Below are 24,501 nucleotides of genomic sequence, written 5' to 3'. Positions count from 1 at the left end.
TTTTTGAAAAAATTGGAGGAGAAATGAAGGAATTTAGCTTAATTTTTCATGAGGAAATACCAAAGTATATACAATTATCAGATTATATAAAGCATAAAATAGATATTGGAGAGATAAAAGATAGAGAAAAACTACCAACGATAAGGGCTTTATCTGAGATGCTTAAAGTAAATAATGTAACTATTGTAAATGCCTACAAAAAGCTTCAGGCGGATGGATATGCAAATATGAAGATTGGAAGCGGAACTTATGCAAGAAGAAAGGAAGTTATAAGAAGCTTCAATAAGGAATATAATAAAACCTTTAAATTATTAAGTTCTGGAGGACTTAGAGAGTATATTGATTTTACAGGAGAAACAACATCATCATCTTTCTTTCCGGTTAAAGATCTTCAAAAGGTTATAAATGAAGTTTTTGATAGGGATGGAGCAGAGGCACTTTTATATCAAGATGTTTTAGGATATGAAAAATTAAGAGAAGAAATTAGTAAAAGGTTTTGGAAAAATAAATATAGTTCAGAGGATATTTTAATAGTTTCTGGAGCACAGCAAGGAATAGATATTGCAGCTAAAGCTATATTAAATGTAAATGATAAGGTAATAGTAGAAAGACCAACCTACGGAGGAGCTATTTCAGTTTTTAGGTGGAAGAGGGCAGATATACTAGAAGTACCTATTGAAAATGATGGGATTGACATTGCTATCCTTGAGAAAATACTAAAAAAGCAAAAGATAAAGTTTATGTATATAATGAGCTATTTTCAAAATCCAACAGGTATTAGTTATTCTGAAGAAAAGAAAAAGAAGCTTATAGCATTAGCTGAAAAATACGATTTTTATATTTTGGAGGATGATTACTTATCTGAGCTTATTTATGATAGCAACCTTGTATATAATCCGTTAAAAAGTTATGATATTTATGATAGGGTTATATACATAAAAAGTTTTTCTAAAATATTTATGCCAGGAATCAGAATAGGATACGTAATTATTCCAGAGGTATTTAAGGATAGTATGTATCTTTCAAAGATAAATACAGATATTTCAACATCTTCATTAATGCAGAGAGCGTTAGAAAGATATATAGTTAAAGGCTACTGGAGAAAACATATAGAGTATTTAAATGAAAAATATAGATCAAGGTATACATTTATTAAACAAATATTAGAAAGAGATTTTAAAGGCATACTTGAGTTTAAGGAACCTAATGGTGGACTTAGTTTTTTACTTAAGTTTTCTGAACCAGAGAAATTTAATTCAAGAAAGTTATTCTTTATACTAAGAGATAAAGGAGTATTGATTTCTCCTGGTGCTTTATTTTTTAGAAAAGAGCAAGAGGGAGATAAGTATTTTAGAATAGGTTTTTCCCAAACAAATCATGAGAAAATAAAAGAGGGGTTAAATATAATCTTAAAAGAGCTTAGCTTATAAGGAGGAGAATCTTAATGTCTTATTTAACGATAAAAAAGCAGGCTAATGATGAGTTTGATGAAAAAAAGTCACAGTTTATTGGGTATATTAAAAGAGTAGAATCAGAGGATGAGGCAAAAGAATTCGTTCAAGAAATTAAGAATATGCATAAAATGGCAACACATAATTGTTGGGCATATGTTATAGGTGAGAACCTGGGAATTCAGCGTTATTCTGATGATGGGGAGCCTCAAGGAACTGCAGGTATACCAATTTTAGAAGTAATTAAGAAAACAGGATTAACTGATTGTGCTATTGTTGTAACTAGGTATTTCGGCGGAATAATGCTTGGTGCAGGTGGACTAACTAGGGCATATACAAAGGGTGCATCTATTGCTATTAAAGCGGGTGGAATTGTTGAGAAAGTTAAGGGAATGCCAATAGATATAAAAATTAATTATGATTTACTTGGTAAGGTTCAATATATTTGTGGTGAAAATAATTGGACAATTGAAAATACTGATTATACTGAAGATGTAAAAATTACACTTATCCTTGAACTTGAAGAAGGAGAGAAAGCTGTAAAAGAAATAATGAATACTACCAATGGGAAAGCTGTCATTAATAAAGGAAATATTGGTATATATTTTAAGGAACAAAATAGGCTTTTTGAGAGTATTGATAACTAGGGGGCACTTAAAATGTGCTCTTTTAAGGTTGCAGAAAAAAATTCTACTATGTTATAATGGTTTAGGATTATTATGTATATAATGCAAAAATCATATTACATCTAATTGTCCAACTCTTAGTTGAAGCGTCTAAGAGCTTAACAGTGACATGTAAATTCTTTAATGCATTATATATAATACAAACTTTTAAGGTACAAAGTTAGGAGGAAGTTTAATGTCAGGACATTCAAAATGGCATAATATACAAGCAAAAAAAGGTAAGACAGATGCTAAAAGAGGTAAAATCTTTACAAAGATAGGTAAAGAGATTATGGTAAGTGTTAAAAATGGAGGACCAAATCCAGAAGCTAACTCTAAATTAAGAGATGTTATAGCAAAAGCTAAGGCTGAAAATATGCCTAATGATACTATTACTAGAGCAATTAAAAAAGCTTCAGGTGAATTAGGTTCTGTTAACTATGAAACAATAGTATATGAAGGATACGGCCCATCAGGAGTAGCTGTTATTGTTGAAACTCTAACAGATAATAAAAATAGATCTGCAGGTAATGTTAGAAGTGCCTTTACTAAAGGTGGTGGAAACATGGGAGCATCAGGTTGTGTTGGGTTCATGTTCCAAGAAAAAGGTGAAATAGTTATAGAAAAAGAAGATAAAGATGAAGATGAAATCATGATGTTAGCTTTAGATGCTGGTGCAGAAGACTTTGCTTCAGAAGAAGAAGTGTTTGTAGTAACAACTACACCAGATGATTTTGGCGCAGTTAGAGAAGCTTTAGAAGCGGCTGGATTAGAATTCTTAGAAGCAGCTGTAAAGATGATACCAGATACATATACAGCTATTAACGAAGATGATGCTAAGAAATTCCAAAAGATGCTTGATTTACTTGAAGATGATGATGACGTTCAAGATGTTTATCACAATGCTGAGTTCCCTGAAGGATGGGAAGGTTAATAGTTATATCAATGGATTAGCCTAAATTGTTGATGTTAAGTTACTGTTATCTATTATGGTAAACATTAAAAAAGCTAACCCATTATGGTATATGTTGAATTTCTGTTAATTCCGTTATGGATATACGAGTAGTACACCTTTATAAACTTATATAAAAGTTTATAAAGGTGTATTTTTTATGTTATTAGAAGAAGTGCCACATTTACATATTAAGAAATATTTTGAATTTCTCATTAGTAAGAGGTTAAGTGAAGTATATGTTAATGGGATACTAAAGTGTTTAAGAGCATTCTTTTGATACAGTGTAAAGGAAGATTATTTGCTAAAGAGTCCTTGTTTAAAGGTTAGTTGGAAAAGAAAAAGGTGTAGTCTATTCCGATTTTAATTATTGTAATAATATGGTATAATCTAATCAATTTATTTATTTGAATTTGTAAAAGAGTGCGAAATAAATTTGTTATCTGAAATGGTGGTGATTAGTTTGTGCCAAATATGTGATGATTTACATGAAACCATCAGAATAGAACATCCTTATCAATACTACAGTATTGTTGAACAAATAAAAACTATGTTGCAAGAAGGTATATTAGTATTAACTGAAGGTAACTGTGATTTTAGTCTGATAGATAGAAATAAGACTTTTCCTCATGATGTTCCGTATCATGTTTTCAAATGTGCAAACTGCGAATGTAGATTTGGATTATGTGTTGAAGCATATCATGGAAGAGGAGGCAGTTGGGAAGTTATACATAATTAGTTCGAAATGTTCTTTTTAGATGAACAATAGCAAACTATTTTGAAGTTAAAAGAGGGTGAGGAGTTATGGACGAACTAAAATATTTGACTGAGTATTATAATAATTATGATGAAGATAAGCGTCTTACAACAAAATATGGTCTGGTGGAATTTCTTACTACAATGAAGTATATAAACAAGTTTTTGAAAAAAGGAATGCGTGTTTTAGAAGTAGGTGCAGGGACAGGCAGATATTCACTTACAATTGCAGAAAAAGGATTTAAAGTTGATGCAATCGAACTTATACAACATAATATTGATATTTTCAAAAGCAAGATTACAAAAAATTGTAATATAGATGTTAGACAGGGCAATGCGATTGACTTGTCAAGCTATGAGGATGAAACTTTTGATATTACGCTAGTTCTCGGGCCTTTATACCATTTGTTTAATGAGGATGATAAAAGACTAGCCATCAGTGAAGCTATAAGAGTTACCAAAAAAGGCGGTATTGTATTTATTTCGTATTGTATGAATGATGCAACGATTGTAAATTGGGGCTTTCAAAAAAGTAATATTATTGAAGGTATTCAAAATGGCATTGTTGACGGAGATACGTTTAAATGTCTATCAAATCCATCATTACTGTTTGAAATGTATAGGAAAGAGGAAATCGATGAATTAATGGCAAGATATAATATTGAACGCCTTCATTTTGTTGCAACTGACTTATTTACAAATCATATGAGAAATACAATTGACGAAATGGATGAAAAAATGTTTGAAGCTTACTTAAAATATCATTTTTATATATGTGAACGTACTGATTTGGTTGGAATAACACATCACAGTTTAGATATTTTTAGAAAAAAGTAGTAAACCATCTTCTTATATGATGTACTAAAGAAGCCTTAAATAGGGGCAGAGAATGTGTTATTGATTAACACCTAATTCTGATTTAAAACTATCATTAGATATCCCAACTTCAGTTTACTTATTTACAATACTTTTGAACCATTTAATATAGGATAATGTTAAACTTTTTATCAGAAGTGTACTTATATGCAGTATTAACTCAATACTATATAATGGGGTTAGTGCGTAATTGTAAAATATTACGAAGTAAATATTATTTTTATAATGTTCAGGAGGTCAAAAAGTGTGTAAAATGCAAGGTATAATTGTGTTCGGAGCAAACGGAAGTGGTAAGTCTACACTTGGACGTCAATTGGCAAATATATTGAACTTTAAGTATATGGACATTGAAGATTATCACTTTGAAAAGTCAGAAATTCCATATACTATAGAACGCTCAAATGAGGAGTGTTTGAATTTAATGCTCGCTGACATAAAAAAACATCACTCCTTTGTCATTTCTGCGGTCACTGGAGACTTTGGTGACACAATTCCGCAGTTGTACGAACTCGCTGTATTTATATCAGCACCGATTGAACTACGTATAAAACGTATAGAGCAACGTGAGTATGAGAAACATGGAGAACGCATTCGCGAAGGTGGCGATATGCATGAGCAGCATTTGAAGTTTGTTGATTTAGTAGCCTCACGATCTCTATCAAAAATCGAGCAATGGGGAGAAAGGCTTATGTGTCCAGTAATATATGTTGATGGCACAGAGGATTGGCGTATAAATGCAGCTAATATAGCGGAATATTTTTATGAAAAAAATAGTTTTTCAAGACAACAATGAGTATATGATAAGGAAAGTAGAAAATACGTTTCCCAATAATATGGTTTTCAGATGGAGACATTCTAAAACTACTTAAATATTTAGAAAAAGCTAATGCACATGGGAACTATTTAGCTGATTTAATTAATGGTATATATCATATTGAATAAATCAAGTTTATAATTTGTATTATTATTTGATAAACTATAGTTAAATTAAACTATAAATGGAGGAACCGATTATGTTTACAAAAGAGCAAATTGAGATAGCTCATAATAAAGTGAAAAGTGGTGCTGACTTCCCTAAGTATGTTAATGAAATAAAGAATATGGGAGTAAAAAGTCATGAGGTAGTGCTTTTAGATGGGACTTGGATTTTTAAAGGATCAGATGGACAGGTTGTACGATTTAAGAGAGGTTTGGAAAATGTACATGTTTCAACACAACCTTCTCCAGAGAAATTTAAAGAGATTCTATCCATGCACCAAAGAGGGGAAACGGATTATCCCACATTTTGTATTCAAGCAGGAGAAACCGGGGTTGAAAGATGGATATCTGACTTTGAACATATGACAGTCACTTACTTAGGTTCAAATGAAAGTGTAATTGATGTTGAGCCAATTCCAAGTGTTTAATAGAATTTTTGAAGAATAAATATTGAATTTGTTAGAAAGTAATAATTACAGTTTTGGAGTGATACTTATGGAACTTTTCCGTATAAAGGATATGTTTTTAAAAATGAAAGTAGAGAAGACTCTACTTTTTTAATTTGCAAATAAAAAGAGCAGATATGCCAATATCTGCTCGGTTTAAATAACTAATTTAGTCCCACTTGGAGACTTAAAACCCGTAATCCTATACTAGCATTTTAAAATGCGAGATACAAGAGTTTATATCTTCCATATCTTTAGTCGTACTATATAAAATAGTCATTTAAATAAGTTTATAAATATTAAAATAAATTTAATGGATTAATAATAGAATATAAATATATATGCTTTATAATCAGGCTAATAATAATGATAAGGGAACGGTAGTATGGTATATATAATTATATTTTTACCTATATTTTATGGGCTCATAATATTATCACTATGTAAGGCAGCTGGAAGGGAAAATAGATTTAATTAGTAACGTAATATATTAATATTTGAATAGTTTAGTGTAGATTATATCTGCACTATTTTTTATAAAAACAATTTTAAATTAGAAATAAATAAAAATAGCCATTCTTTATATGAAAAAGGATGGTTATTTTTATAATATGGTTATTTCTCCTTCTTCTTGTAGTCTTTGTAAAGCTCCGATAGCTTTAAAAACAAGACCACTAATAACCACTCTATATCCAAAGGTTATATTTATGTTCGGGGTTATGGTTCCTTTAGCAGTTCCGGATTCTATGTTTTGTTCTCTTTCAACAAGTCTTATTTCGGCAATTTCCCCAAGTATAGTAGCTGCATGTAATGTGAGTAATGATGAAAGAGCAGCTAGTTGAGTTGCTTCCAATGGATTAGATGGAACTAAGCCATTTTTCCTATCTAGAATTAGTTGTCTGTTTTTAGTTGCCGACGCGATAAGAGTCAAATTAGCTATTATAGAAATTAAAGTTACTTGAATCTCTCTTTCTATTAGCTCTAAATCTAATTGATCATTACCGGTATTTATAACATTAGTGTTGGTACCACCAGAAGGAGTTGTCGTATTGGTTGTAGTATTCGTAGTCTGATTTCCAGAACTATTAACAGGCATAATATCACCTCCTCTAATATAATATTAAGGTTAAAGCCAATTGTTCACCTGATCTTGATTTTTTGATTTTAATTGAGTTATTAAGAAATGTGAATAAATGAAATCAGAAAAGTTTAAAAATTCTGATAATTTAAAGAGGAATTTGAAGTTTTCGCTAGAATATGTATATTTAGAATATAAAGTAAGGGGGATTATTATGATTTTAATTTGGGATGATAATTTCACTACAGGAATTGATAGTATAGATAATCATCACAAAGAGTTATTTCTACTTATTAATAAATCATTACAAGCTATGAAAAAAGGAAAACAAACCATGGATATTATAAGTTCATTAGACTATTTAGAAAAGCATGTAATAGAGCATTTTAAAGAAGAAGAAGAAATTCAAAAAAATAATAGTTATCCTAATTATACTTTGCAACATATACAGCATGAACAGTTTAAAAAAGAACTTAAAGATTTAAAAAGAACATTTGCAACTTCAGGAGCTTCAACATTATTTATAATTAATGCTCAAAAATCAATCTCTTCATGGTGGGTAAATCATATAAGCAATATGGATAAGGATTTTGGAAGGTTTCTATTAGAGAAAACTATAATTGATGAACCTATTAAAATTCAAAACTAAATAATGAATTTAATAAAGCTATATCTATTGATATAGCTTTTTCTTATGCATATAAATTTACAATAATAAAGACTAAATAAGCATAATTTGTGTGCGTCCACATATTGTTAAATATATATAAGATAAATATTATAGAAAATTTAATTAATTTTAATATTTTCTTGAAAAGAAAAAATAAAATTCATAAAAAATATTACAAAAAAAGGAATTTAATATATAAAAGAGAAATATAAAATTATATTAATTAACATAAGGAGGTAAGTGTATGGAAATCAATGATTTTATAACTTTTGATTTTTTATCTAGCTATGTAGGCACAGTAATTGTAACAATGCTTATAGTTCAATTTCTAAAAGATATACCATTTATTAAAAAGATCCCCACAAGGTATTTTACGTTCCTTGTAGCTTTTATAACCATACTTATATCTGGTATATACCATGGTACAATATCCTTTAGTAATTTATATATTATGCTAATTAATGCTATCTTAGTTACATTCACAGCAACTGGAGGATATGATTTTGCAGCTAGAAAAGTAAGTATAAACGTGGATAAATCCAATAATAGTGATGGGGAAAAATAAAAAGAAGCCCGTAAATAATCAATAGTTTTCAACAGTGTAGAAATAGCAATTGATTAAAAGAGGGAGGGGCTTATGTCTAAACTAAATCAAATACAGCAAAAAATACAGGAATTAAATGGTGGAAGTTTTCAGAAACTCGCAGATAGCTATTTAGTTTCATGTGGTTATGGACATATTGTTTCTTTAGGTTCAGTAGTTGGAAACGATGGTACAAGAAAAGGAACTCCAGATTCATATTTTATCTTACCTAATGGAAAGTACGCTTTTGCAGAATATACAGTTAAAAAAAGTGGTCTATTTGAAAAAATAGAAGAAGATATTGATAAATGTTTTGATTTTTCATTAACTAACATAAGAGCTGAAGAAATTCAAGAAATAATATACTGTCATACTTCACAGCTCTATACTAATCAAGTTGATAGACTTATAAAAAAATGCAAGAAGAAATGTGTATACTTGAGAATAATAGGAATAGATGAACTTTCTCAGCAGATTTATCATTATCATCCCAAGATAGCAAAAGATTTTCTTGGGATAGAAGTAGATACTGGACAAATATTGAGATTAGAAGATTTCATAGCAAGCTATGATAGAAATTCTATGGTAGCACCTTTGGGAATGAAATTCTATTTTAGGGAAATGGAATTAAAAGAAATCTTAAGTACATTAGAAGGAAATGATTCTACTATAATATCAGGTAAGGCAGGGGTGGGAAAATCCAGGTTAGTAATTGAATGCTGTAAGAAATATGCAGAAAAACATAAGGATACGATTGTTTGGTGCATAAAAAATAATGGACAAAATATTTTTGAGGATTTGAAGACATATTTTTCAGAACCGGGTAGTTACTTAGTATTTATAGATGATGTAAATCAAACAACCCCACTATCAGATATATTAGATTATCTACACAAAGGAAATCTTGGAATTAACCTGAAAATAATAGCTACTGTTAGAGATTATGCACTAAGGAGAATCTTGGATAAGTTTTATGAAGAAACTCACCCTAAGATTATTAAGATTACTCTTTTAGAGGATGAGCAAATTAGAGAAATGGCAAGTCAAGAATTTAATATAAATAATTCATTATATTTAGATAGAATAATTCAAATAGCACAGGGTAACCCTAGACTTGCAGTGATGGCAGCTCAATTAGTTGTGAAGGAGAACACATTAGAGAGCATAATAGATAGCACACAATTATTAGAAGAGTACTTTAGAAATATAAAAAAAGATCTCCAAGCATTAGATGATGAAAATATATTAAGAATTGCTGGAATAATATCTTTTCTTAATCATATTAGTCTTAAAGATAGCCAGAATATTAATAAAATATGTACTATATGTGAAATAGAGAAGAGTGTATTTTTTGAATCAATTCAAAAATTAAGCAACATGGAAATTATAGATATATATGAAGATGAGTTAGTAAAAATTACGGACCAGATTCTTTCGACTTATCTATTTTACTTAGTTTTTATTGATAAGAAAGCTATTCATTATGCAGAATTAATAGAAGCATACTTTCCAAATATAAAACAAAGGATAATAGAAACAATAAATTCAGTATATACACATTTCAATTTTGAAAAAGTAAATGAGGTTATTAGTTCAGAGATAAATATTGTTTGGGATAGTTTTGAAAGAAAAAATGATTATAGACTAACAGAATTGATGCTAACGTTTTGGTTTGTAAGGGAATCAGAAACACTTATTTATATTAAGAAAAGAATAAATAGTTTAAGTTCCAATATGCTTGAACCAGAAAGCTATGTAATACCTAAAAATGAATATTTGGTCGCGCCAGAAAGTATCAAGACTTTAGTGCAGTATAGAAGCAGCAATAATTATTCAATAGCAATTAGTTTAATACTAGAATATTTAATGAAAAAACCTGAAGACCTTCCAATGATTTATTATGTATTAGTAAATGGATTAGGGTTTAATGAAGATTCATATTATCAGAACTTTATTATTCAAAGAAATATTGTAGATCAAGTTATTAATCTTACAAAGAACTTTGAAAATAAACTCTATACTATGTTATTTCTTCGTTTATCAAACTATTATTTAGGATTTGTTTTTGATGAGAATGAGCCATGGGGAAAAAAGAATATCTTATTTCATAGAATAGCATTAAAAAATTCGCCTTCGCTTGAAAAGCTTAGAGAGAAGATATGGCTGAGTCTTATTGAATTATATAATAATGAAGCATATCATAAAGAGGTTATAGCGATTCTAAAAAATTTTGGGGAAGATTACTTCACTGAAGTTGATAGAGAAGTTATAAAAAAGGATATGATATTTATAAAGCTATTTATTAATGAAAAACTACAAGAGAATAATTTCAATCATTGTATTGCAGCAGATTCATTATTTGAGGCTATTGATAAGGCACAATTAGAAACTAATGATATAAATATTAGAAAATTTTATGTAGGTGGATATAAAATATACAAATTACTAAAAGGAAGAAAACATCTAAAAATATTTAATTATAATAAAGAAGAAAGACTAAGAGAATTAGATATAAGAGTGTATGTTGAAGATTACAACTTAGAAGATTATAAAAGCTTTATAACCTGTTGTAAAGAATTTGGAGAACTTTCATCTAGTGACGAATATGAGTTAGGAGAAGGCATGGATATAGTATTTTCATCCTTAATGGTAAATAAAAGTCTATTTGTAGAAGTAGTAGATTTTTATTTATCACAAAACTTATCAATTAGTGTAAGTCCAAAATTGATTATTAAGGGATTGATTGAGGTAGTAGGATTAGATGAAGCAGAAAGAATAATAAATAAATATGAATACTTTAATAAGAGTAAGTGGCAATATTGTTACTTTACACTAATTCCTGAGAAGGAAATAAATACAGAGTATGTTAATAAGTTATATGAATATTTTGCTGATAATGAAGATGAAATAATTGGTTGGACACGAAATGTAAGCTTTTTATCAAATTACATGCATGTGGATTCCAGAGTATTTATAAATGTAACGAATATTGTTTTAAATAAAACAAAAAAATCACCCTTAACTGTTATTAGAACTTTAAAGTCATTATTTAATGTGTATAGTGATATCTATAAGTGTTTATTTGAAGTGTTTAAGGATGATTTAAAGGTTATAAGAAAAGCATATTTTACACTGCTTAAAATAGACAAAACAATGAATTATGATTCTAATATATTAAACAAGTTAATGGAGAAGGATGATGAATTTAAAGAGGAGTTTATATGTTTAATTTTGAATTCTAGAAATATAGATGAAAGCTTTGACTTTGCATTTTTGTGGCAAGGAGATAATTATCTTGAATTGGTTTCGTCAATTGTAAAGATTTTTAAGGAAAAATCAATTGAGAAGAGATATTTGTTTTATGATTTTATAAAGCAATTATTGAAACTAAAGTATAGTGATATAGTCGATATAAGCGAAAAACAAGATAATTGGATTAGAATGTATATTGAAGAGAACTATTCTAGCCATGAGGAGATGCAAATACTTTTTTATGGGATATCTTATTTTGAGGATAAGAGAAAGGTCAAGTTACTTTCATTCTTATTATCATATAATAAATCTTTTGAATTATTTAAACAGTTAAATTTAGTATCAAGAACTATGTTCTTAAATGGAAGTGAAATTTCGGCACTAGAAAAACGAATTTCACTCTATGAATCATTATTACCAGTTCTTAGAGATGTAGAATTATTAGAACATAAAAAATATGTTGATGATATTATTAGAAACTTAAGAAGCAAAATGAAGAGTATAAAGATTAAAGAATTAATCGAGGATAATTAATAATTTAAAATAGTGTACAAGACAACCTAATTTTATTTAAATTAGGTTGTTTTTTCATATTTTCATAAAAAAATTAAAAAAATTTATTGGAAGAAAAATAGTAAAATAATACAGGATGTCCATGATGAGAATACATATGTACTCAATGGTTTAACTGTGTATAGGGGAAGGGAGTAGGTCTCCTTCTGGATAAATTTGGGATAAACATGGTAAAAAATTAATGTTTATTCATGTTTGCAATGTTTAATTCATTTAAGAGTAATAAAGAAATAAAAGTTGTAAAAGAAGTGTCCTTCATTGGAATACAAATGTTCTGTAATTGAGTAAAGTTGCCTTGAGTGACTCTGTTGCAATTTCAAATATATCATGCTAATATAAACTGGTTAATAATAATAGGGATAAATTATTGATATATTATCAATTTTAATTCTACTTTACTTCAAAAATGTCAATTTAAATCAAGGACAAATTTGAAGTAATATGTCTAAATGGGGGGGCAATTTTTATGAAAAGAAAGATATCATTACTTTTGGTACTAGCTATCTCAACTACTTTTACTTTAGCAGGATGTAAAGCTAAAACAAAAACAAGAGTAGATAGTGATGTAGTTAAAATTGGAGTATTTGAACCAATGACAGGAGCAAACGCAGCAGGTGGACAACTTGAAGTTGAAGGGGTAAAACTTGCAAATAAGTTATATCCAACGGTACTTGGGAAAAAAGTTGAATTGGTTTTTGTAGATAATAAATCAGATAAGGTTGAAGCAGCAAGTGCAGCAGCAAACCTAGTGGAACAAGAAAATGTTAATGCTATAGTAGGAAGCTGGGGAAGTGGTAATTCTATGGCTGCAGGTGATGTGGTTATGGATGCAAAAGTGCCAGCAGTAGCAGCTTCTGCAACAAACCCACTAGTAACTGCAGGAAATGATTACTATTTTAGAGTATGTTTTATAGATCCTTTTCAAGGAACTGTAATGGCTAAGTATGCAGCTGAAAAGCTAAAGGCAAAAAAAGTTGCAATACTTCAAGAAGTTTCAAGTGACTACTCTGTAGGAATATGCAAGTTTTTCACTGATTCTTTTATTAAGTTTACTGGAGATAAGAATGCTATAGTAGCAAAAGCAAATTATAATACTGGAGATCAAGACTTTTCAGCACAACTAACTAATATAAAAAGTAAGAATCCAGATGTTATATTCGCGCCGGGTAACTTTACTGAAGGTGCATTAATAATTAAACAAGCAAGACAACTTGGAATAAAAACTCCTATTATTGGTGGAGATACTTGGGAAACACCAGAATTTATTGATATAGGAAAAGATGCAGTGGAGGGAACAGTATTTTCAACTTTCTTTGCAAGTGAAACTCCTATAACAGATGAATCAAAGAAATTCTTAGAAGAGTATAGAAAAGAATATAAGAAAGAACCAGCAGCAGTAACTGCACTATCATATGATGCTTATATTTTAATATTAGATGCAATTAAGAGAGCTAATTCTACTGACCCAGTAAAAATAAGGGATGAAATAGCTAAGACAAAGAACTTCCCAGGAGCAGCAGGTATGATAACAATAGATGAAAATAATAATGCAGTAAAAGATGCAGTATTAAAACAAGTTAAAAATGGCAAGTTTACTTATCTCGATACTATAAAAGCAGATAATTAAAAAATAGGTGGTGGAATCATGACTTTTAGTATATTTATGCAACATTTAACAAATGGAATTTCCCTTGGTAGCTTATATGCACTTATTGCTATAGGTTACACAATGGTTTACGGAATATTAAAACTTATTAATTTTGCTCATGGAGATATTTTCATGATGGCAACTTACTTTGCATTTTTTGGAGTAGCTACATTTAATCTTCCTTGGTATTTTGCATTTATTATAGCAATAGTTATAACTGCAGTACTTGGAATGTCTATTGAATTTACAGCGTATAGACCGCTTAGAAGTGCGCCTAAGATTTCAGTTTTAATTTCTGCAATCGGAGTTTCCTTCTTACTTGAAAATCTAGCGATAGTTTTATTTGGGGGAATGCCAAAAGCTTTCCCAACACCTGATATATTTACAAATGTTGTTACTATAGGGGGAGTATCTATTCAAAATCTTACATTCATAATTCCTGTTGTAACATTAGTATTATTATTTGTTCTTTTATACTTAGTTAATCATACAAATGTTGGTATGGCTATGAGAGCTGTTTCTAAGGATGTGGATACAGCAAGACTTATGGGTATAAACGTAAATAGAATAATATCCTTTACCTTCGCTATTGGTTCAGCATTAGCTGCAGTTGGGGCAATGATGTGGTCTGTTAAGTACCCACAGATAATTGCAACTATGGGAATAATCCCAGGACTTAAATGCTTTATAGCTGCAGTTATAGGGGGAATAGGTGACATCAAAGGAGCAGTTATTGGGGGCTTCATATTAGGAATTGGTGAAATTATGATAGTTGCTTTCCTTCCAGGCTTAACTGGATATAGAGATGCCTTTGCATTTATATTTCTAATAGTAATATTACTATTTAAACCTACTGGTATAATGGGCAAAAATTTAGCAGAGAAGGTGTAAGTATGAAAGATAAAAGAAAACTTTTAAATATAGGACTAATTTTAATCATATTTCTATTACTCTTAGCCGCCAACAGAGGCTTGGACACATATAAAATTAGAATTTTAAATCTTTGTGCAATATATACAATACTTGGCTTAAGTTTAAATTTAATAAATGGATTTACAGGTATGTTTTCGCTTGGACATGCTGGATTTATAGCTATAGGAGCCTATACAACAGCGCTTCTAACAATGTCCGAAAGAGTAAAGAATCAAAACTTCTTTTTAGAATCCTTGATTTCTCCACTTAACCATATACAAATTCCATTTTTGCCAGCATTAATAATAGCAGGATTAGTTTCTGCATTAATAGCATTTTTAATTGGAGCTCCAGCATTAAGACTTAAGGGTGACTATTTAGCAATTGCTACATTAGGATTTGCAGAGATTATAAGAATAGTTGTAACTAATGCTCAAAATGTTACTAATGGTGCACTTGGACTAAGAGGTATTCCACATAAAACTAATTTGTATTGGAGTTTCGGTATTGCAATATTCACTATTATAATCATAGTTTCACTTATGAATAGTTCTTATGGAAGAGCATTAAAATCTATAAGAGAAGATGAAATAGCAGCTGAAAGTATGGGGATAAGTTTATTTAAGCATAAAACCATCGCATTTACCATTGGAGCATTTTTTGCAGGCGTTGGAGGAGGTCTTCTAGGAAACTTAATGGGAACCATAGATCCAAATATGTTTAAGTTTGTTCTTACATTTAATATATTACTAATAATTGTTATAGGTGGAATGGGAAGCGTAACTGGTACAGTAATTTCAGCTTTTGTAGTAACTATTCTAGGAGAAGTTTTAAGATTCTTAGATATGGAGAAACATTTTAATTTTGGTATTATAAGCTTTAATGGAGTTCCAGGATTAAGAATGGTAGTTTTCTCAGCAATACTTATGGTTATAGTTCTTTTCTTCAGAAATGGAATAATGGGAACAAAAGAGTTCTCTTGGAAAGGAATATTTAAAAACTCAAGTGATAAACCTCTAACAGAAGGAGGAAGTAAATAATGGCGTTATTAAAGGTTGAAAATGCAACAATGCAGTTTGGAGGACTTACTGCAGTAAATGATTTTAATTTAGAAATTAATGATGGAGAGATTGTTTCTTTAATAGGTCCAAACGGAGCGGGTAAGACAACAGCTTTTAACATGATAACAAATGTTTATACTCCCACAAAAGGGAAAATCATATTAGAAGGAAATGATATTACAGGACTTAGACAAGACCTTATAACACAAAAAGGAATAGCAAGAACCTTCCAAAATATTAGACTATTTAAAGATTTATCAGTACTAGATAATGTTTTAATAGCAAATCATGTTCACATTAAATCAAACTTTATGGAAGCTATATTTAATCTTCCTAAATATAAAAAAGAAGAAAAGGAAATGGTTGAGAAGTCTCTAGATTTACTAAAAGAAGTAGGACTCGAAAGTTTAAAGTATGAAAAAGCTACATCACTTCCTTATGGAAAACAAAGAAAGCTTGAAATAGCAAGAGCCCTTGCAACAAATCCGAAACTTCTTCTACTGGACGAGCCTGCAGCAGGTATGAATCCTACAGAAACAGATGAACTTACAGACTTTGTTAAGGAAATAAAAGAAAAGTTTAAGCTATCAATTTTTATGATTGAACATCATATGCAAATGGTTATGAGTTTATCAGATAAGATTCAAGTTTTTGAGTATGGAATTACTATAGCTGAAGGAACACCTTCTGAAATACAAAATGATAAAAAGGTTATAGATGCATATTTGGGGGTGTCTGAAGATGATTAAAATAGATAACTTAGTGGTGTCGTATGGAGGAATTGAGGCATTAAAAGATATAAGTTTAGAAGTACCAAGCGGCAAAATAGTCACTTTAGTTGGAGCTAATGGGGCTGGTAAAAGTACTACATTAAAATCAATAGTAGGACTGGTAAAACCTAAAAGTGGAAGCATTAGTTATGAAGGAACAGATTTAACTAAATTAAGTACTGAAAAGATGGTTGAGAAAGGAATAGCTTTAGTTCCAGAAGGAAGAAGAGTTTTTGCTGACCTTACAGTTCTTGAAAACTTAAAGATAGGTGCATATTCAAGAAAAGATCGTAAAGAAATATCAGAAGATCTTGAAAATGTATATTCTCTATTTCCTAGATTAAAAGAAAGAAGCTGGCAGTTAGCAGGAACCCTTTCAGGTGGAGAACAACAAATGCTTGCAATAGGAAGAGCTTTAATGTCTAGACCTAAATTAATAATGATGGATGAGCCTTCTCTAGGTCTTGCACCGATAATAGTAAAAGAATTATTTGGAATAATTAAAAAAATTAATGAAGAAGGTACCACAGTTCTTTTAATAGAACAAAATGCTAATGCTGCATTAAAAATTGCAGATATTGGCTATATTATGGAAACTGGTAAAATTACATTAAAAGGCTCAGGAGCTGATTTATTGAATAATGATGAAGTTAAAAAAGCTTACCTTGGCGAAAGTGTAAAATAAATATTAGCGAAAATATTAGAGAAACTCCCTAGTGAATTGCCACATCTATTCGATTGAAGGCAGTTCATAGGGGTTTCTTTTTCTTAAGGAATATGTAACAAAACCTTAATGGATAAATTGAAAAAAATGTATTATACTGTAAAAAGAGAAAGTATAGTAATTGCAATTTATAATTAAATTAATGTATAAGGGGATTGTAAATGAAGAAAAAGATAATAACAATTCTATTAGTAGTAGTTAGTGCATTTTCTGTAGCTTGTGGAAATAAAAAAGATGAGGGTGCACAAGTTAGCAAAGAAAATAATCAAAGCGTTTCACAGACTAACAATAAAGAAAATTCAAGCGCTGAAGAGGCTAAATCTAATACAATAGATTCAAGTAATAATAATAAGGCTCTAAATTCAGTTAAGAATACATCAAGTCAATCAACAAGTAATAAACAAGAAGAAAAATTTTATGGCAATTGGGTAGCTAAAAAGAAATTAGGTTTTGCAAAAGTAAGTGCTTTTTCGAATGAGGATGTAGATAAAATAATAGGTATGAAATTTAGTTTTTCAAAGGAAAGTGCATCTTGTTTTAGAGATTCATTAGATTCAATGAAAGATGTTGCAGCTAATCCTAAATACACAAAACGAATTTTAAATGAAGATGACCTTTGGAATGATTACAGAATAAATCTAAAGCTTAAGGATTTAGGAATAGAGAATGGAACAATTACTGAAGTTCAAGCCCAAGATGCCTCGGGAAAAGGATGTACTTTTTTTATAAAAGATGACAATACACTTATTTTAAATGGCGGTGGAGTACTAATCGAACTTAATAGAGCATAATGCAAAAATATAACTAATATAATGTTTATAATAAATTTGTAAATTAGGAGTTTGTATGGGATATATTGAGAGGAAGCCAATTAATCGTTCAAAACTAAGGTTATATTTTGGAAAGAAATATTATGATGTAAAGAGAGTCATTGAATGGCATTTCAGTAACAAGAAATTCTCTGAATATTTAAATGAAGAGCTTTATCAAAACATTATTTTTCAGCATAGAACACCTCTTCTTAGAAAATTAAAAGGGGTGGATATGCAGTTGCAAATTAATAAGATTCAAAATCTTAGAATAGCAACTAAAAAGGTAAATGGATTAGTAATAAAACCTGGCGAAACTTTTTCATATTGGAAGCTTATAGGAAGACTCACTTATCAAAAAGGCTATCTAGATGGTCTAGTACTATATCCAGATGGAACATTTAAATCAGGAGTAGGAGGGGGGCTTTGTCAGCTTTCAAATTTAATATATTGGATGACATTGCATACTCAATTAACAGTTACTGAAAGGCATAGGCATAGCCATGATATATTCCCAGATTCAAATAGAACTCAGCCTTTTGGTTCAGGGGCAACTTGTTCATATAGTTCACTAGATTTACAGATATATAACGGAACTAATAGCGATTTTCAGCTTGCAGTTTATTTAACTAAAGATGAACTTGTTGGAGAATGGAGAAGTTCAGAATCGTCTATGTTACAATATGAAGTTTATGAAAAAGATCATTCAATAACACCTGGGCTTTGGGGTGGCTATATAAGGAACAATACTATTTATAGAAAAGTATATGATAATATAGGATTTATTAAGGATGAATATGTCACTGAAAATCATGCTTACATGACTTATAATCCATATTTAAATGGTATACAGAATGTAAAATAATTTTAAATCGTGTTATGTATTATAGTAAAATTAACCTAACTAATAATTTTAGTTAGGTTAATTTTTTTGAAAATAGAGAGAGAGTTTTTAAATTTAATACGTTTATATAATTGAGTAACTATTGGAGGTGAACTTTTTGGAAATTGATGATAATAATTTAATCCAAGAGCTAGCTAGGAAGAATGAAAAGGCATTGGATTATCTAGTTGAGAGATATGGTAATCTTTTATTTAAAGTTTCCTATTCAGTGTTAAATGATAGAGAGACAAGCTTAGAATGTATGAATGATTCATTACTAAGAATATGGAATAATATTCAATCATTTAGGGGGGATTATAAGAATTTTGTTAGCTGGATTGTAGTAATCACAAAAAGAATTGCTATAGATGAGGTAAGAAAAAAAGATAGAAGAGCCACATCAACCTTAGAAGAATTTATGGTAGTAGATGAGATATCCTTAGAGAAACAATTAGAACACAAAGAAACTAGGGATAGAATTTTGAAGGAAATAGATACAATGGAGGATATAACACGGGAAATATTTTTAAGAAGATTCTTTGTAGAGGAATCAATTGTAGATATTTCTAAAAAATTAGGTATGTCAGTTTCAGCAGTATCAAATAGGATTCTTAGAGGTAAAAAGAAATTGGAGTTTCTTTTTAGTGAGGAGGTAGTTTAGTATGGACGACTTAGAAATCATGAGGATATCCAAAGGTTTAGATATAAAGGAAGAGGATTTTGAAACTATACCAGTTGAGTTAAGTGAGTTTGAGATAAAGAAAACTAAAAAAGTATTAAGAAAAAGAATAAATGAGGATTCAATAAATAAAGGGTCCAAGAAACATTGGATAAAAAGACTATCTATAGCAGCTTTAGCTTTTGTTTTTATTTCAATATCCATTATACTTTTATCTAAACCAGCATTTGCAGAAAATATTAAGCTTTTAGATAAGGTTTATGAAAAACTAGGATACTATAAAGAATATAAAGACTTTTCAGAGATGGTTGGACAAACCCAAGAGAATAATGGATATTCGTTTACTATTGACAAAGTAGTAGTTACCCCAACTAAAGCTGTTGTTGCAATTAGGGTAAATTCTAAAAAACCTTTTGAAAAGGATAAGAAAACTTCATTACTTAATAATCTCACAATTATAATGGATTTCCCTGAAAATCAACCAAAGTCTGGTTCAGGAGGACAACATGTAGAATATATCGATGAACATAATGCACTTTTAGTTAATGAAGAAGAGATTCAAGGAGGAACCTTTAAGAAAAGAGGAGATCTCAAATTGCATCTTCATTCTTTTGGATTAGATGGCATTGAGAAGGTAAGTGCAGACTTTAATTTTAAGGTTGATTTTAGTAATTCTTTTGATAAGGTTATGAATACGAGATTGGATAAGATGCTTGAATTTGGAGATGAAAAGATATATTTAAAAGAGATGCAAAGTACAATTTTAGGAACAGAGATTAGATTTACTACTGCTGATTTAGAGAAGTGTGGAAAATTCTTAATTGAAGTTGATGGTATTGGATATAGATTTATAAATTGGGGGTCTAGTGATGATGGAGGACACGCATTTATTAAGGAGTTGACCTATGATAAAGTAAAAAGTGCAAAAAGCATAAAAGTTATCCCACTATATATTGAGAATATAGACGAAAATCCACAGGATATAAATAACAAAGATATAGAAATAACTGAAGCAATGACGTTACCACAAAAATTAGAGTTTTCTAAGGAGTCCCAAGGAGAAGTATATAGAATAGATAAAACAGATAATAAAATAAGAGTGTATTATGATAATGGGGAAAAAACATTAGCTGAATTGGGTTATATATATATTTACGGAGAAGATGAAAATGATTTTGCCCTAAGTACTATTGGAAAAGACCCAAATAGAAAAGATGGATACTATATTGAAAGAGAGATGCAAGGAGATAAGAAGTACTATATAAGAAAAACAAGGTCTGGGCTTACAATGAAGACTGGAGATGCGATAAACATAAAATAACATATGAGGGTAGTTCAGATAGTATCACTGAACTATCCTTATTATGTTATTTATGGTAAAATTGAAAATAAATTATTAGTGTACGAGGTTATTTACATGAATATAGAATTACTTTTTTCTGAGATTCCAAAGCTTCAAGGTGAAAATATAATATTAAAATCTGTTGAAGATAAGGATGTTGAAGAGTTATTTTCAATATATAGTAATGAAGAGATTTTTATATATTGTGGCATTATTCCAAAGAAAAATAAAAACACAGTGAAAAATATGGTTGGTCATTTTGGGAGAGATTTCAATAAGAAGGATAAGGTTAAATGGGGAATATATAGTGAAAATAATGGTTTTAAATTAGTAGGAATTATTGATGTTTTTAATATTAATCAAAGAGTAGATATGCTTACCCTTGGATATTTTCTAGAAGAAAAAAGCTGGGGAAAAGGAATAGCAACAGAAGCTGTATCTATTATTGTTTCGTATTTATTTGAACATATTAATGTAAATAGAATAAATGCAGAAGTTATGTTAGATAACAATCCCTCTAAAAATGTATTAATGAAAAATGGATTTTTAAAAGAAGGGACTATAAGACAAGGAAATTTCTGGCCAGGTAAAGGTATTGTAGATTTAGAGTACTATGGGCTACTAAAGGAAGATTATTTAAAAAATAGGAGAGGGTAGTATGAGTTTTGATGAATACGCAAAGAACTGGGACACAGATATTAGAATTAAAAGAGCTAAAGTAATATCGAATGAAATAATAAAATCAATAGATATCAAAGATAATCCTACTGCTATGGAATTCGGATGCGGTACAGGTCTTATAAGCTTCAATATTTATGAAAAGTTTAAAAGTATTACTCTTGTGGATTCCTCTCAAGGGATGATTGATATCTTAAAAGATAAAATTACTAAGTATGAAATAAATAATATGACTCCATGTAAAATAGATATACTCAATGAGGAATTCACATCAAAGAAATTTGATGTAATATTTAGCTCTATGGTATTGCACCATATTAAAGACACTTCTAAAATAATAAAGAATTTTTATGAGCTATTAAATACATTAGGAACTCTGTGTATTATAGATTTGGATAAGGAAGATGGAAGCTTTCATAGAAATGAACCTGATTTTAAAGGTCATAATGGTTTTGATCAAGAAGAATTGAAAAGCATACTATTAAAAATTGGTTTTAGAGATGTTGAAATAAAGACATTCTATAGAGATGAAAAAGTAATAGATGATAAAGAAATTGACTATTCATTATTTTTGCTTAAGGCACGTAAATATTAAATAATACACCCATGGGATAAGTCTATTTATAAAACCTGTGAAATATATTCTAAATATAGTAATAGAATATGAAGGTTGATGAATTTAAATATGGCAAACGAAAAGAGAAGTATAATAGGTGGGAAATTAGTAAGGATAAAAATTAAAGAAAATGCTACTAATTCTAGATTAGACAAAGATGTAGAAAAGTATTTTAGACCATCTAAATTACCTATAATTAATACAAAGGAATTTCACTATGAATTTTATCAGGATGTAGCTGAAAAAAATGAATTACCTGAGTATCTATTTAAAACTCCAGAAGATACTATAATTAATTATTTTAGTATATTAAGAGAAGCCTCAAATTATGAAGAAGGTAAAAAAGCAGGTTGTGGGTCAATTGGAGATACTAGAGCACCATATCCAATTGCATATAAGTTTTTAACTGAAAGTTATCAGAATAGGGAAAGGTATACGAAATATCTACAATCATTTAAAAATATACTTCATATAAACCTTTTGAAATTAAAGAGGGTAGAATCAGATAAAGAACATCCTGAAGCAATAAAATATTTTGTGGAATTTGAAACTATAGAAGGGTCAGAAAAAGATGCAACTTACTTTGCATACTATTATGGATACTTATATGTAACTAAGACAGATGAAAAGTATCTAATAGATGATATGATTTTTTATGGAGAAAACTATCTATGTGCACCTTATCATGGATGGTCTTTTTTTGGAGAAAGTGTAGTTGATATAGAATATGGGTACTGGTGTAATTTAGTTCAAAAGAGAATGCCATCTGAAGAAAAGGGATACATAAAAAAAGTTCCCTTTAAAGGAACAGATGGAAATATGTATATGATTGAGTTTATTAAACTAACAAATGATACAGATTTCAAAATTGGAGAATATGAGAAAGCAGAAAATGGGATATGGGAACCAATAATTATAAATCCAGAGGAATGCTTAAAGAAGAAAAAACTAAAGGATAGTAAATAAGAAAATGAGGGATGATGTATGAGAGGATTAAAAGAACTAGACAATGTTATAAGAGAAAAGACTGCAAAACAAGAGTTTTCAGGAGTTGTTCTTATAATGCAAAGGGACAAAGAGATTTTTTCAGGGTGCTATGGACATGCAGATAAGTCATGGAGGGTTCCAAATACAATAGAAACAAGATTTAGAATAGCTTCTATATCAAAGATGTTTACAGCTGTAGCTATATTACAACTAATAGAAGAGGGAAAAATAGATTTTGATACTAAGGTTACTGAGTACTTAGAACTTTCTAATACTAAGATTCCAAAGGAAGTTGATGTTGAAAGTTTGCTCACTCATACTTCAGGCATTGGAGATTACTATGACGAGAGCCTAGGGGATGAGGAATGGGAGAGAATATGGTCTAGGATTCCTATATATAAAATTCGTACAAACTCAGATTATATTTCGCTATTTATAGATAAAGATCCAATTAATGAAGTAGGAAAAAAATATCATTATAATGGAGCAGGCTATATTTTATTAGGATTAATCATAGAAAAAGCATCTGGGTTATCTTATTTTGATTATGTCAGAAAAAATGTTTTTAATAAGATAGGTATGAAGGATTCAGATTTTTTATCTTTAGATAAGGTTTATGAAAGAGTTGCAGAAGGGTATGAAGCTATAAGAAATTCTGATGGTGAAATAATTGAATGGAACAAAAATATTTATACAACTACCCCTGATGCAGCAGCAGATGGCGGGGCTACATCAACAGCGCATGATTTGATTAAATTTATCAAAGCGTTAAGGAATAATAACCTTTTGGGAGAAAGACTTAGCAAGGAGATGTTTATTCCTAAAGTTATAGATGAAGAAGCAAATGGTGCAAGAGGATACACATGGATGTATGGGTATGGTAATTCATTTGTACTCAATAAAGAAAATAATATAGTTAGGTGTGGACATACTGGAGAAGAGTACGGAGTTAGTGCTAGGCTTTATTATTACCCTGAACTTGAAACTGATATAATTATTCTAGCTAATCAAGGCATGTGTGCAGGTGTTTTAGGGTGGGATATTCATAATATGTTGTTACAATAAATAAAAAGGCTTGTAATAAGCCTTTTTTATTTAAATAGGGTATTAAA

24 protein-coding genes are annotated in these 24,501 nt (G+C 29.6%); 23 read left to right on the top strand and 1 reads right to left on the bottom strand.

What is annotated here, in order from left to right:
- The first annotated feature begins 23 nt into the window (after window positions 1-23).
- The 7 genes from pdxR (at window position 24) to JK634_RS10250 (ending at window position 6,106) form a co-directional block, all read left to right on the top strand.
- Window positions 24-1,430, top strand: a complete 1,407-nt coding sequence (gene pdxR / locus JK634_RS10280) for a MocR-like pyridoxine biosynthesis transcription factor PdxR (protein ID WP_202767556.1) — start codon at window positions 24-26, stop codon at window positions 1,428-1,430.
- A 14-nt stretch (window positions 1,431-1,444) separates the two neighbouring features.
- Window positions 1,445-2,098 carry a YigZ family protein gene (locus JK634_RS10275; RefSeq protein ID WP_202767555.1) on the top strand — a complete coding sequence of 218 codons (654 nt, stop codon included), beginning with the start codon at window positions 1,445-1,447 and terminating at the stop codon, window positions 2,096-2,098.
- A 214-nt stretch (window positions 2,099-2,312) separates the two neighbouring features.
- On the top strand, window positions 2,313-3,050 hold the full coding sequence (locus JK634_RS10270; RefSeq protein ID WP_202767554.1) for a YebC/PmpR family DNA-binding transcriptional regulator: 738 nt from the start codon (window positions 2,313-2,315) through the stop codon (window positions 3,048-3,050).
- 481 nt (window positions 3,051-3,531) lie between these two features.
- The gene (locus JK634_RS10265) at window positions 3,532-3,807 is read left to right on the top strand and encodes a hypothetical protein (protein WP_202767553.1); all 276 of its coding nucleotides are present in this window, start codon (window positions 3,532-3,534) and stop codon (window positions 3,805-3,807) included.
- Window positions 3,808-3,872: 65 nt separating this feature from the next.
- The gene (locus JK634_RS10260) at window positions 3,873-4,661 is read left to right on the top strand and encodes a class I SAM-dependent methyltransferase (RefSeq protein ID WP_202767552.1); all 789 of its coding nucleotides are present in this window, start codon (window positions 3,873-3,875) and stop codon (window positions 4,659-4,661) included.
- A gap of 292 nt (window positions 4,662-4,953) precedes the next feature.
- Window positions 4,954-5,493: an AAA family ATPase gene (locus JK634_RS10255; RefSeq protein ID WP_202768106.1), complete on the top strand. Its 540-nt coding sequence runs from the start codon at window positions 4,954-4,956 to the stop codon at window positions 5,491-5,493.
- A 220-nt stretch (window positions 5,494-5,713) separates the two neighbouring features.
- Window positions 5,714-6,106, top strand: a complete 393-nt coding sequence (locus JK634_RS10250; protein WP_202767551.1) for a DUF1398 domain-containing protein — start codon at window positions 5,714-5,716, stop codon at window positions 6,104-6,106.
- 622 nt (window positions 6,107-6,728) lie between these two features.
- Here the strand turns inward: JK634_RS10250 and JK634_RS10245 are convergent.
- Window positions 6,729-7,220, bottom strand: a complete 492-nt coding sequence (locus tag JK634_RS10245) for a hypothetical protein (protein WP_202767550.1) — start codon at window positions 7,218-7,220, stop codon at window positions 6,729-6,731.
- 196 nt (window positions 7,221-7,416) lie between these two features.
- Between JK634_RS10245 and JK634_RS10240 the strand changes: the two genes are divergently transcribed.
- The 16 genes from JK634_RS10240 to JK634_RS10165 all read left to right on the top strand — a co-directional run bounded on the left by JK634_RS10240 (window position 7,417) and on the right by JK634_RS10165 (window position 24,454).
- Window positions 7,417-7,851 (top strand): bacteriohemerythrin, encoded by a 435-nt coding sequence (locus JK634_RS10240; RefSeq protein ID WP_202767549.1) that lies wholly within the window; start codon window positions 7,417-7,419, stop codon window positions 7,849-7,851.
- Between the two features lie 265 nt (window positions 7,852-8,116).
- Window positions 8,117-8,437, top strand: coding sequence for a hypothetical protein (locus JK634_RS10235; RefSeq protein WP_202767548.1), 321 nt, complete (start codon window positions 8,117-8,119; stop codon window positions 8,435-8,437).
- Between the two features lie 72 nt (window positions 8,438-8,509).
- The gene (locus JK634_RS10230) at window positions 8,510-12,241 is read left to right on the top strand and encodes an NACHT domain-containing protein (RefSeq protein WP_202767547.1); all 3,732 of its coding nucleotides are present in this window, start codon (window positions 8,510-8,512) and stop codon (window positions 12,239-12,241) included.
- 505 nt (window positions 12,242-12,746) lie between these two features.
- Window positions 12,747-13,907 (top strand): ABC transporter substrate-binding protein, encoded by a 1,161-nt coding sequence (locus JK634_RS10225; RefSeq protein ID WP_202767546.1) that lies wholly within the window; start codon window positions 12,747-12,749, stop codon window positions 13,905-13,907.
- Between the two features lie 18 nt (window positions 13,908-13,925).
- Window positions 13,926-14,819, top strand: coding sequence for a branched-chain amino acid ABC transporter permease (locus JK634_RS10220; RefSeq protein WP_202767545.1), 894 nt, complete (start codon window positions 13,926-13,928; stop codon window positions 14,817-14,819).
- 2 nt (window positions 14,820-14,821) lie between these two features.
- Window positions 14,822-15,880 (top strand): branched-chain amino acid ABC transporter permease, encoded by a 1,059-nt coding sequence (locus JK634_RS10215; protein ID WP_202767544.1) that lies wholly within the window; start codon window positions 14,822-14,824, stop codon window positions 15,878-15,880.
- Window positions 15,880-16,650, top strand: a complete 771-nt coding sequence (locus JK634_RS10210) for an ABC transporter ATP-binding protein (protein WP_202767543.1) — start codon at window positions 15,880-15,882, stop codon at window positions 16,648-16,650. Before JK634_RS10215 ends, JK634_RS10210 begins: the two co-directional genes overlap by 1 nt.
- Window positions 16,643-17,356 (top strand): ABC transporter ATP-binding protein, encoded by a 714-nt coding sequence (locus JK634_RS10205; RefSeq protein ID WP_202767542.1) that lies wholly within the window; start codon window positions 16,643-16,645, stop codon window positions 17,354-17,356. Before JK634_RS10210 ends, JK634_RS10205 begins: the two co-directional genes overlap by 8 nt.
- Window positions 17,357-17,556: 200 nt before the next feature.
- Window positions 17,557-18,186, top strand: coding sequence for a hypothetical protein (locus JK634_RS10200; protein ID WP_202767541.1), 630 nt, complete (start codon window positions 17,557-17,559; stop codon window positions 18,184-18,186).
- Window positions 18,187-18,241: 55 nt separating this feature from the next.
- Window positions 18,242-19,069 carry a VanW family protein gene (locus tag JK634_RS10195; protein WP_202767540.1) on the top strand — a complete coding sequence of 276 codons (828 nt, stop codon included), beginning with the start codon at window positions 18,242-18,244 and terminating at the stop codon, window positions 19,067-19,069.
- A gap of 136 nt (window positions 19,070-19,205) precedes the next feature.
- Complete coding sequence (locus tag JK634_RS10190) at window positions 19,206-19,748, top strand: sigma-70 family RNA polymerase sigma factor (protein ID WP_202767539.1); 543 nt, start codon at window positions 19,206-19,208, stop codon at window positions 19,746-19,748.
- A 1-nt stretch (window position 19,749) separates the two neighbouring features.
- Window positions 19,750-21,087, top strand: coding sequence for a DUF4179 domain-containing protein (locus tag JK634_RS10185; RefSeq protein ID WP_202767538.1), 1,338 nt, complete (start codon window positions 19,750-19,752; stop codon window positions 21,085-21,087).
- 96 nt (window positions 21,088-21,183) lie between these two features.
- Window positions 21,184-21,765 carry a GNAT family N-acetyltransferase gene (locus tag JK634_RS10180; RefSeq protein WP_202767537.1) on the top strand — a complete coding sequence of 194 codons (582 nt, stop codon included), beginning with the start codon at window positions 21,184-21,186 and terminating at the stop codon, window positions 21,763-21,765.
- 1 nt (window position 21,766) lies between these two features.
- A complete protein-coding gene (locus JK634_RS10175; protein ID WP_202767536.1) occupies window positions 21,767-22,381 on the top strand; it encodes a class I SAM-dependent methyltransferase in 615 nt (204 codons plus the stop codon).
- Between the two features lie 75 nt (window positions 22,382-22,456).
- Window positions 22,457-23,368 carry a hypothetical protein gene (locus JK634_RS10170; RefSeq protein ID WP_202767535.1) on the top strand — a complete coding sequence of 304 codons (912 nt, stop codon included), beginning with the start codon at window positions 22,457-22,459 and terminating at the stop codon, window positions 23,366-23,368.
- Window positions 23,369-23,386: 18 nt separating this feature from the next.
- The gene (locus tag JK634_RS10165; RefSeq protein WP_202767534.1) at window positions 23,387-24,454 is read left to right on the top strand and encodes a serine hydrolase domain-containing protein; all 1,068 of its coding nucleotides are present in this window, start codon (window positions 23,387-23,389) and stop codon (window positions 24,452-24,454) included.
- The last annotated feature ends 47 nt before the right edge of the window (window positions 24,455-24,501 follow it).

Source organism: Clostridium paridis, from assembly GCF_016765615.1.
GTDB lineage: Bacteria > Bacillota > Clostridia > Clostridiales > Clostridiaceae > Clostridium_T > Clostridium_T paridis.
The sequence above is the reverse complement of the archived record's forward strand: the minus strand, read 5'-3'. Positions and strand labels throughout refer to the sequence as shown.

What these genes read in the sequence shown, in the direction of transcription:
- JK634_RS10195 (WP_202767540.1), top strand. Translation starts at nt 18,242, where the DNA reads ATGGGATATATTGAGAGGAAGCCAATTAATCGTTCAAAACTAAGGTTA.
- JK634_RS10220 (WP_202767545.1), top strand. Translation starts at nt 13,926, where the DNA reads ATGACTTTTAGTATATTTATGCAACATTTAACAAATGGAATTTCCCTT.
- pdxR (WP_202767556.1), top strand. Translation starts at nt 24, where the DNA reads ATGAAGGAATTTAGCTTAATTTTTCATGAGGAAATACCAAAGTATATA.
- JK634_RS10240 (WP_202767549.1), top strand. Translation starts at nt 7,417, where the DNA reads ATGATTTTAATTTGGGATGATAATTTCACTACAGGAATTGATAGTATA.
- JK634_RS10250 (WP_202767551.1), top strand. Translation starts at nt 5,714, where the DNA reads ATGTTTACAAAAGAGCAAATTGAGATAGCTCATAATAAAGTGAAAAGT.
- JK634_RS10205 (WP_202767542.1), top strand. Translation starts at nt 16,643, where the DNA reads ATGATTAAAATAGATAACTTAGTGGTGTCGTATGGAGGAATTGAGGCA.
- JK634_RS10270 (WP_202767554.1), top strand. Translation starts at nt 2,313, where the DNA reads ATGTCAGGACATTCAAAATGGCATAATATACAAGCAAAAAAAGGTAAG.
- JK634_RS10260 (WP_202767552.1), top strand. Translation starts at nt 3,873, where the DNA reads ATGGACGAACTAAAATATTTGACTGAGTATTATAATAATTATGATGAA.
- JK634_RS10185 (WP_202767538.1), top strand. Translation starts at nt 19,750, where the DNA reads ATGGACGACTTAGAAATCATGAGGATATCCAAAGGTTTAGATATAAAG.
- JK634_RS10215 (WP_202767544.1), top strand. Translation starts at nt 14,822, where the DNA reads ATGAAAGATAAAAGAAAACTTTTAAATATAGGACTAATTTTAATCATA.
- JK634_RS10175 (WP_202767536.1), top strand. Translation starts at nt 21,767, where the DNA reads ATGAGTTTTGATGAATACGCAAAGAACTGGGACACAGATATTAGAATT.
- JK634_RS10165 (WP_202767534.1), top strand. Translation starts at nt 23,387, where the DNA reads ATGAGAGGATTAAAAGAACTAGACAATGTTATAAGAGAAAAGACTGCA.
- JK634_RS10245 (WP_202767550.1), bottom strand. Translation starts at nt 7,220, where the DNA reads ATGCCTGTTAATAGTTCTGGAAATCAGACTACGAATACTACAACCAAT.
- JK634_RS10210 (WP_202767543.1), top strand. Translation starts at nt 15,880, where the DNA reads ATGGCGTTATTAAAGGTTGAAAATGCAACAATGCAGTTTGGAGGACTT.
- JK634_RS10230 (WP_202767547.1), top strand. Translation starts at nt 8,510, where the DNA reads ATGTCTAAACTAAATCAAATACAGCAAAAAATACAGGAATTAAATGGT.
- JK634_RS10225 (WP_202767546.1), top strand. Translation starts at nt 12,747, where the DNA reads ATGAAAAGAAAGATATCATTACTTTTGGTACTAGCTATCTCAACTACT.
- JK634_RS10200 (WP_202767541.1), top strand. Translation starts at nt 17,557, where the DNA reads ATGAAGAAAAAGATAATAACAATTCTATTAGTAGTAGTTAGTGCATTT.
- JK634_RS10235 (WP_202767548.1), top strand. Translation starts at nt 8,117, where the DNA reads ATGGAAATCAATGATTTTATAACTTTTGATTTTTTATCTAGCTATGTA.
- JK634_RS10180 (WP_202767537.1), top strand. Translation starts at nt 21,184, where the DNA reads ATGAATATAGAATTACTTTTTTCTGAGATTCCAAAGCTTCAAGGTGAA.
- JK634_RS10275 (WP_202767555.1), top strand. Translation starts at nt 1,445, where the DNA reads ATGTCTTATTTAACGATAAAAAAGCAGGCTAATGATGAGTTTGATGAA.
- JK634_RS10255 (WP_202768106.1), top strand. Translation starts at nt 4,954, where the DNA reads ATGCAAGGTATAATTGTGTTCGGAGCAAACGGAAGTGGTAAGTCTACA.